The organism is Mesorhizobium sp. M0437, from assembly GCF_040321335.1.
GTDB lineage: Bacteria > Pseudomonadota > Alphaproteobacteria > Rhizobiales > Rhizobiaceae > Mesorhizobium.
Window position 1 is genome coordinate 1 of record NZ_JAMYRK010000122.1, and the last position, 7,614, is coordinate 7,614.

At 61.1% G+C, this 7,614-nt stretch carries 4 protein-coding genes and 2 pseudogenes; 3 read left to right on the plus strand and 3 right to left on the minus strand.

Annotated features, from left to right (window positions below):
• The first annotated feature begins 108 nt into the window (after positions 1–108).
• Positions 109–240, plus strand: a complete 132-nt coding sequence (locus NKI72_RS33385; RefSeq protein ID WP_352852042.1) for a GCN5 family acetyltransferase — start codon at positions 109–111, stop codon at positions 238–240.
• A gap of 999 nt (positions 241–1,239) precedes the next feature.
• Here the strand turns inward: NKI72_RS33385 and NKI72_RS33390 are convergent.
• Together NKI72_RS33390 and NKI72_RS33395 are read right to left on the minus strand one after the other, a co-directional pair.
• Complete coding sequence (locus tag NKI72_RS33390) at positions 1,240–1,878, minus strand: FMN-binding negative transcriptional regulator (protein WP_352852043.1); 639 nt, start codon at positions 1,876–1,878, stop codon at positions 1,240–1,242.
• 31 nt (positions 1,879–1,909) lie between these two features.
• Positions 1,910–2,572, minus strand: coding sequence for a helix-turn-helix domain-containing protein (locus NKI72_RS33395; protein WP_352625521.1), 663 nt, complete (start codon positions 2,570–2,572; stop codon positions 1,910–1,912).
• Between the two features lie 92 nt (positions 2,573–2,664).
• Here NKI72_RS33395 and NKI72_RS33400 point away from each other — a divergent pair, with 92 nt between their 5' ends.
• Positions 2,665–3,810, plus strand: coding sequence for a trans-sulfuration enzyme family protein (locus NKI72_RS33400; RefSeq protein WP_352692592.1), 1,146 nt, complete (start codon positions 2,665–2,667; stop codon positions 3,808–3,810).
• Positions 3,811–3,999: 189 nt separating this feature from the next.
• Here NKI72_RS33400 and NKI72_RS33405 read toward each other — a convergent pair.
• Positions 4,000–5,026, minus strand: a pseudogene (locus NKI72_RS33405) (class I tRNA ligase family protein); the annotation flags it as partial.
• Positions 5,027–5,510: 484 nt separating this feature from the next.
• Between NKI72_RS33405 and NKI72_RS33410 the strand changes: the two are divergent.
• A pseudogene (locus NKI72_RS33410) lies at positions 5,511–7,156 on the plus strand (MFS transporter).
• The last annotated feature ends 458 nt before the right edge of the window (positions 7,157–7,614 follow it).

The window sequence follows — 7,614 nt, forward strand, 5'->3', positions numbered from 1 at the left end:
GCGCTCCACTTTCTACTCCCGCCAGCGCCCGGTGCTTGGTCGGTTGACAGGCGGCGGGGCCGCGTGCGGCGGGCCCCCCCACCCGCCGGGGGCCCCCGCGCAGTGGTGGTGCGGGCGATCGACGCCGAGGCCGAGCGCTACTGGCAGAGCTGGGGCTTCATTCCCGCGCGGGACAATCCGTCGGTGCTCATGCGCTCGATCCAGGACGTGGGCCTCTGGCTGGCCGACAAAGGCCACTAGCTCCACGCGCGTAGCGCCTCCGTAGCGGCAGCGTCCGGGCGCGCCGGCCTGCAGCCGGATGACGATCCCTCACGCAGGGCCAGAGGGAGACGGCGGTCAGAGCGAGGAAGCTAGCAATAATCTGGGCGACTGGGCTGCCTACCAGGTCCCGTCTCGTGAAGGCGCTAGAGGATACTGGATCCAGCCGCCAAAGACCGGGAGATGGCGCGGCGCGCGGACTTTGGGATGATAGTCTGGGACGGCGCATCGCCCGGCACGGCCGTCAACGTGCTTCAGCTCGCCAATCGCGAACAAGCCGTGCGTCATTTGCGATCTGGCTAGGGGCAGCATGGCGACTACGTACAATGTGGGAGACTGGTGCGCCATGCTCCGCGATGCCGGTCCAGACATTCGGCGGGCCAAGCGAAGCCCGCATGGCGCCGGACGAGCGCCTGGCGTTGCTGGGATGATGTACGCGCGGTCCCGGCGGGTTTGACCCGATAGGCTTGATCCGGCCCCGCCCCCAACTCCACTTGTATGAACGGCCGGGGCCGGCCCTTTTCGAAACCGGCCCACCGCCGCGTGACGTTGTGCAGGATGATCGTCTTGACCCGTCTCGCATCTGAAGCGGGTGCAAGCCTGCCGAACATCCCGGCTGCTTGGTCATTCAACCTGGCTGCGAGGCAGCGCCACCGTGGGGGTGGCGTTCGCTGCCAGTCGGCTCCGATCTCGAAACCGCTGTGCCGCCATACCGAACACGCAACTCGGTTTAAGCGCCAGGCTGCTGTTCGAGGTATTGACGACGCAGGCGACATGACCGGAAAGGCTGGCGGGGTAAGCAGCTTCCATCGATCCGGCGGCATTGCGGATGTGGCTGGCGATGGCGGCCTGAGTTCTTGTCCATCTGCCGCATAGCGGGTGGTCAGGTGCTGGTCGCGTTTCCGGCGAGCCGAAGCATTTGTCTCTCAAGGTCACCCCTTGGAAATCCAGCACCAGCGGCTTATCGGGACAAGATAGATGCTATTGGGATTTGGCCGCCGCAGCCGCGAGCATCGCTTCTCCCATCCCATTGACGCCTCGGGCATTCAGCATTTCACCAGCGTTCTGAATGTCGCGCACCTCTTTGTTCTGGCTGAGTTTTGATTTACCAACCAGGCCGGTGATCTCGATCTCCAGGGCGACGATCGCCTTAACCATCGTGTCAATGAAGTCCTTCGGCGCGTCGCCCATCTTCCACGAGGCAGGCTGCGAGGCTTCATGCATGTGAGTGAGCTTCGCCACGTTACGGCGCACATAGCGCTCATCATCCCGGACAGTGATGAGTCCGTGGGCGTGGACGACGAGATAGTTCCACGTCGGCACCTGCTTATGGAATTCATGCTTGCTTGGATACCAGTTCGGCGAGATGTAAGCGTCGGCCGCACGGAAGATAACGAGGACTTCATCGCCATTGGCAACTTCCTCCCAGACTCGATTTTTGCGTGCAACATGGCAATTGAGGAGGCCTTTGTCTCCCTTCGAGCGGTCAAGCTCGAAGGGAATGTGGTTCGCGTCGAGTGTGCCTTTGCTGTGGGTGACCAGGATACCGAGCGGATGTCTCTCGATTAGGTCAAACAGGGTGTTCTGATCGGGGACGGCAAAATGGGGCGGAACGTACAACGGTGGATCTCCTGTCGCGAATGGGCGGTCGTTAGCGAGCGGCGGTGTCTTGCGGAACGGGCCCGGGCATCTTTGTTGCCGGCGAAGAGGGCCCCGGATCTCGCTGTCCACCACGCTCAAGAACTGCCATCGAGAAGTGGGCAGGCAGATCAGATGCCGCCGCGTATGAGTGCGGTTGGTCAGTGACAAGCCGCACACTCTCGCCTTGGCTCAAAATTACTGCGTGGGTACCCACCACGACACTTAGGGACCCCTGAGTCACCGAGATCAGCTCGCGCGTATCCGGACTATGAGCATCTGAGGAAAACACGTCGCCCGGCATAATGGCCCAGCTCCACAGTTCGAACATCGTTCGTCCCGAGATCGATGAATGAAGTTGTGCAAAGCTTCCTTTAGCGCTTGTCCAAAGCGTCCTCGTCTCTGTCCGCTCAATAGGAAGGCGAACTGTGGAAGGATGGTCATTCAACAAATCGGCCACCGAGAGCGAAAACGCCGCCGCCAGTCGGCAAAGTATGCCGATGCTGGGGTTCGCCTTGCCTTGCTCCAGCGTGACGACGGTTCCCTTGGATAAGCCGCTCAGTTTTGCCAGTCGATCCAGGGTCAGGTTTTGGTCGCGCCTCAATTGTCGGATCCGAACCGCTATCGCTTGGCCAAGCACCCGCTCGGGGTCCAACGCTGTCGTAACATCGGTCATTATATTGACTTAGTGCCTCGGCTCACTTATTACGGTCAATATAATGACCGGCCTGAAATTGTGCAACTGCCCCGTTAGCGAGGAAATGACCGATGCGTTTTGAAACGAAGGCGATCCATTGCGGCCGAGCTGTCGACGCTTCCACGGGAGCGGTGTCCCTGCCGCTGCACACCAGCACGACGTTCCAACGTAGCGTCGACGGCTCGTTTCCTTCCGGATTCGAATACACCCGGGATGGAAATCCGACACGCAACGCGTTCGAAATGGCCATGGCCGCGCTCGAGGGCGGAGAAGATGGCATTGCCTTCGCGTCGGGCATGGCTGCAATCGCTGCAGTCTTTGAGAGCCATCCGTCGACGGGTCGGATCGTTCTGCCGGATCACATGTATTTCGGCATTCGTTCGCTGATTGACGAGACCGACATTGGGTCTCGCTTCGACTTTGCGGCCGTCGACATGCGCGATCTGGATGCCGTGCGCGCCGCGGTCACGTCGAAGCGGACTGGCCTCGTCTGGGTCGAGACGCCGTCAAACCCGATGATCCGCGTTGTCGACATTTCGGCCATCTGCAAAATCGCGCACGAGGCTGGCGCCTTGGCCGTAGTGGACAACACGTGGGCAACTCCAGTGCTTCAACGGCCCCTCGAAGTTGGGGCGGACGCGGTCATGCACTCGGCGACAAAGTACATCGGCGGCCACTCGGACTTGATGGCGGGCGTCGTCATTGTCCCGCACTCGTCACCCCTCGGTCGCCCACTGCGGATGGTCCAGAGACACAAGGGCAGCGTCGCAGCGCCATTCGACTGTTGGCTGGCATTGCGGGGCCTGCAGACATTGTCGGTACGCATGCGCGCGCATTGCGAAGGCGCCCAGAAGGTTGCTGAGGCTTTGGCGTCTCATCCGCGTGTCGAAAAAGTACTTTTTCCTGGCCTGCAAACTGATCCGGGACACGATCTCGCTAAGCGGCAAATGAGCCATTACGGAGCGATGCTATCCTTTATCGTCAAAGGCGGAGCCGATGCTGCGATGGCCGTGGCCGGCCGCCTCGAGGTTATTGCCAGGGCGACAAGCCTTGGCGGGACGCACTCTCTGATTGAGCATCGCGCATCCGTCGAGGGTGCCAAGTCCAAGGCGCCAGGCGGATTACTGCGAATGTCAGTGGGACTTGAGCATCCTCAGGACATTATCGATGATCTGATGCAGGCCCTAGGCGGAACCTTCAAAGCGGCAGCCGAATGACGCGGGTGCAAGAACTCTGGCAGCGCTTTACGTGGCGGCTGGCGCAGCAATGCGGCCTGCTACGGTTGGGCGCCTAGATCAGGCAAAGCATCTTCGACGATGCTTAGATTTCGATCGAAAATCTCGGTGTCGGATGCGTTGGCGCGGAGAGACCGCACCTTGTTCAGGACCGCCGCAACCGCCGCTTCAGGCCTGGCGATGCGGCCCGACCTTTTCGAGGAAACCGCCGGTCTGCATCAGCTCGGCGATCTTCTTGTGCGCGACTAAACGGTCGAGACCGTCGAGCTCGCCCCAGACCGCCTAGCGCTCCGGCGTCACCTCCAGCCCGGCGAGAAAGTCGTCATTGTCCGTGAGGGTGACCGCCGCATTGACAGTGAGGATGTTGACCGCCGCCAGCCGGTGGCGCTTGCCGACCTCGAAGTCGTTGAAGTCATGCGCCGGCGTGATCTTGACCGCACCACTGCCTTTTTCGGGATCGGAATACTCGTCCGCGACCACCGGGATCCTGCGGCCGACGATCGGCAGGATGAGGTTCTTGTCGACAAGATGCCGGAAACGTTCGTCGTCGGGGTGGACTGCGACAGCCGTATCGCCCAGCATCGTCTCCGGGCGGGTCGTCGCAACGGTAATGAAGGTCTTCGGATTTTCCGGATCGAAGGTCATGCCCTCGACTGGATAGCGGAAGTGCCAGAGGTTGCCGTTGACTTCCTGCTGCTCGACCTCGAGATCCGAGATGGCGGTCAACAGCTTCGGGTCCCAGTTCACAAGGCGCTTGTCCTTGTAGATCAGCCCTTCCTTGTAGAGCGTCACGAACACTTCGAGCACGGCCTTGGACAGGCCCTCGTCCATGGTGAAGCGCTCCCGGCTCCAGTCGGCCGAGGCCCCGAGCCGCTTCAGCTGGTTGAGGATCGCGCCGCCGGATTCTGCCTTCCATTCCCACACCTTGTCGATGAACTCATCGCGGGTCAGGTCGCGGCGGTGGATCTGCTTCTCCATCAGCTGGCGCTCGACCACCATCTGCGTGGCGATGCCGGCATGGTCCATGCCCGGCTGCCACAGCACGTTCTTGCCGCGCATGCGCTCGAAGCGCACCAGAATGTCCTGAAGCGTGTTGTTGAGCGGCATGACCCATATGCAGCGAGCCGGTGACATTCGGCGGCGGGATGACGATGGTGAAGGCTTCAGCCCCCTCCTCGGCCCCGGCACCGGCCCGAAACGTCTTTTCAAGCGTATTATGTTTTTTTGTGCATAGACCAACGAGTTGAACGGCGGCCCCATAAATCGCCGATGTGTAGGTCGGGCAAAGGCGTCCACCAGCTCGTACTTGTCAAGACGATGCCACCCTTGATCTTGCACCCGCCTCCGATACCAGCGATGCGCTGCGTCGTATGCTCATGCCTGTCAGGATGGGATGGGCGCTGCTAGCACCGTGGCAGTTTGACAACCCGGCCATCGGGGCGGTAGCACCGTACAAGGCCAAGAGTCGCAGGGCAGACCGCACCCCATCGGGCTGCGCGACCCAGACCAGCTGACGCCCAACTGGCACACTCATCGCGCATCAGCACCGTGGATGCGACATCTACTTTGTTTACTTTGTTGCGAGCGCGATATCGGAACTTGGTTGTGACGCAGCTGTGCGTAAGCGCACCGCTGTCAGCAAGTGAGTGAGCGAAAGAACTACGTGGTGGAGGTGAGAAGTCATGCGGCGTCAAGATTCCCCGCCCTTTGCAGCAAACACACTGATTCCTCTTCAGAATCCGGTCTTTCGTTCGATCTGGACAGCCACGCAGATATCCAGCCTTGGCTGGCTGGTGCAGAGCGTGGCTATAAGCTGGCTTATGGCAACGATTTCAGCCTCCGATCTGATGGTTGCGCTCGTGCAGGCTGCATCGACACTGCCCGCCTTCTTCTTGTCGATCCTTGCTGGAGCGATTGCAGACAGCTTCAGCCGCCGCGGCGTGATGCTTGCCGGACATTGCCTGATCGCACTGGCATCCACGGCGCTGGCTCTCTCTGTTGGACTGGGCTTTGTCAGTCCATGGCTGATCTTGGGACTGAGTTTCTTGGCGGGATGCGGCTTTGCCTTGAATGATCCAGCCTGGCACGCCTCGGTCGGCGACATCCTCGAAAAGCGCGACATACCCGCTGCAGTGACGCTGATGTCGGTGGGGTACAACGTGGTTCGGAGCATAGGACCGGCGCTGGGCGGTGTAATTTTGGCTTTGCTGGGCCCCCTTACGGCTTTCGCCTTCGCTGCGCTGACCGACCTGGTCCCATTGAGCGCTGTCCTGCGCTCCAAGTGGCAAGTTCGTTCTTCGCCTCTTCCGCGCGAGCGGATGACGACGGCCATTCATGATGGCATGCGCTTCACGGCAATCTCCTCGGAGATCAGAGTGGCGATCGTGCGTGCAACCCTGTTCGGGCTGTCAAGCATCTCGATCCTTGCTCTGCTCCCCCTCCTAGTTCGCGACCAACTGGCGGGGGGGCCAATTGTTTACGGCGTCCTGTTGGCCGGCTTCGGCACAGGCGCCTTCATCGCGGGCATTGGCAATAGCTACTTGAGACGCATCACGTCCCAAAATCGATTGATCACGCTCGCGTCCGTTGCTTGCGCAACGTGTTGCCTTTTACTGGCTCTCACATCATCGGTGGCTGTAGCAGCGATCGCGCTTGCAATCGCTGGCGCAGGCTGGGTTGTCACCTGGACCGGAACCGACGTGTGTGTGCAGTTGGCAGCCCAAGATGGGTCGTTGGTCGCACCCTGTCGATCTATTACGCCCTGACCTACGGCGGCATGGCAGCGGGCAGCTGGATCTGGGGTGCTGTCGCGCAGTACTATTCCCTGACGTGGGCTTTGGAAGGTGCTGCAGCGGCGCTGTTGCTGGTTGCAGCTGTGGGAAAGCTATTGCCGGTACGGCTATGGGAGGAATCGGATCAAGGGGCCTTCGACTTCAGGCCACCAGAACTGGCCCTCGATTTGAAGCCCAGGAGCGGCCCGATCGTGATCAAGGTGGAGTACTCGATCCCCGAGGAGAATATCGAGGAATTTCTGAGCTGCATGCGCGAAAGGCGGCGCGTTCAGAGCCGTGCCGGTGCGCGGGACTGGACCCTCCAGCGCGATCTTCAGAACTCGACTCTTTGGACCGAGACATTCCGCACGCCGACATGGACGGACTATCTTCGTCTAAACCATCGGCTAACGGTAACTGACAGGGAGGTAGGCGAGCGCCTTGCCGCTCTGCAGGTCGGTGATTCTCCTCCTCGTCTCTCACTTTCGATCGAGCGGTCGACAAGCCCCGCCCCCGGCAGCCAAGTCCAGCCTGTGCCCTTTGTATCGCGCCCGTAAGGAAACCAGTAACTTTTCTGGGCTCGGACACGGGAATGGCCGAGACCTACTCCTTCTTTCGTCGGGTCAGCCCGGATTGCCATGCCTTGCGGCCGGTTAGGCGAGCATGAGGATTTGTGTGGCACGTATGTCTACCACGGGCCCATGTCCAGCCCCACCGCCTCTGCCATCAGATCGGCTTGGGCACGGGTTCAGGTCGCCTGTCCCCCTGCATCGCGGCGAGCAGCGGGGAGCAAGGGGGGCGGAGGGGTCTCCCCGGTCTGCACGGAGCGAAGCGGGCAGACGGAGGAATCCGAGTTGTGTGCGTCAAGTTCTGCAAAATGGCGTGGCATTGCGGTGACGTCGGCGTGTCCGCCGCGCAGCCCCGGTGTTTCGCGGAGCGGCGTACACATGACGGTGCTCAGGCGGCCAAGGCCCTCAGGCTCTCCTTCTTGTGCTCGCGCAGATGATCCATGTTG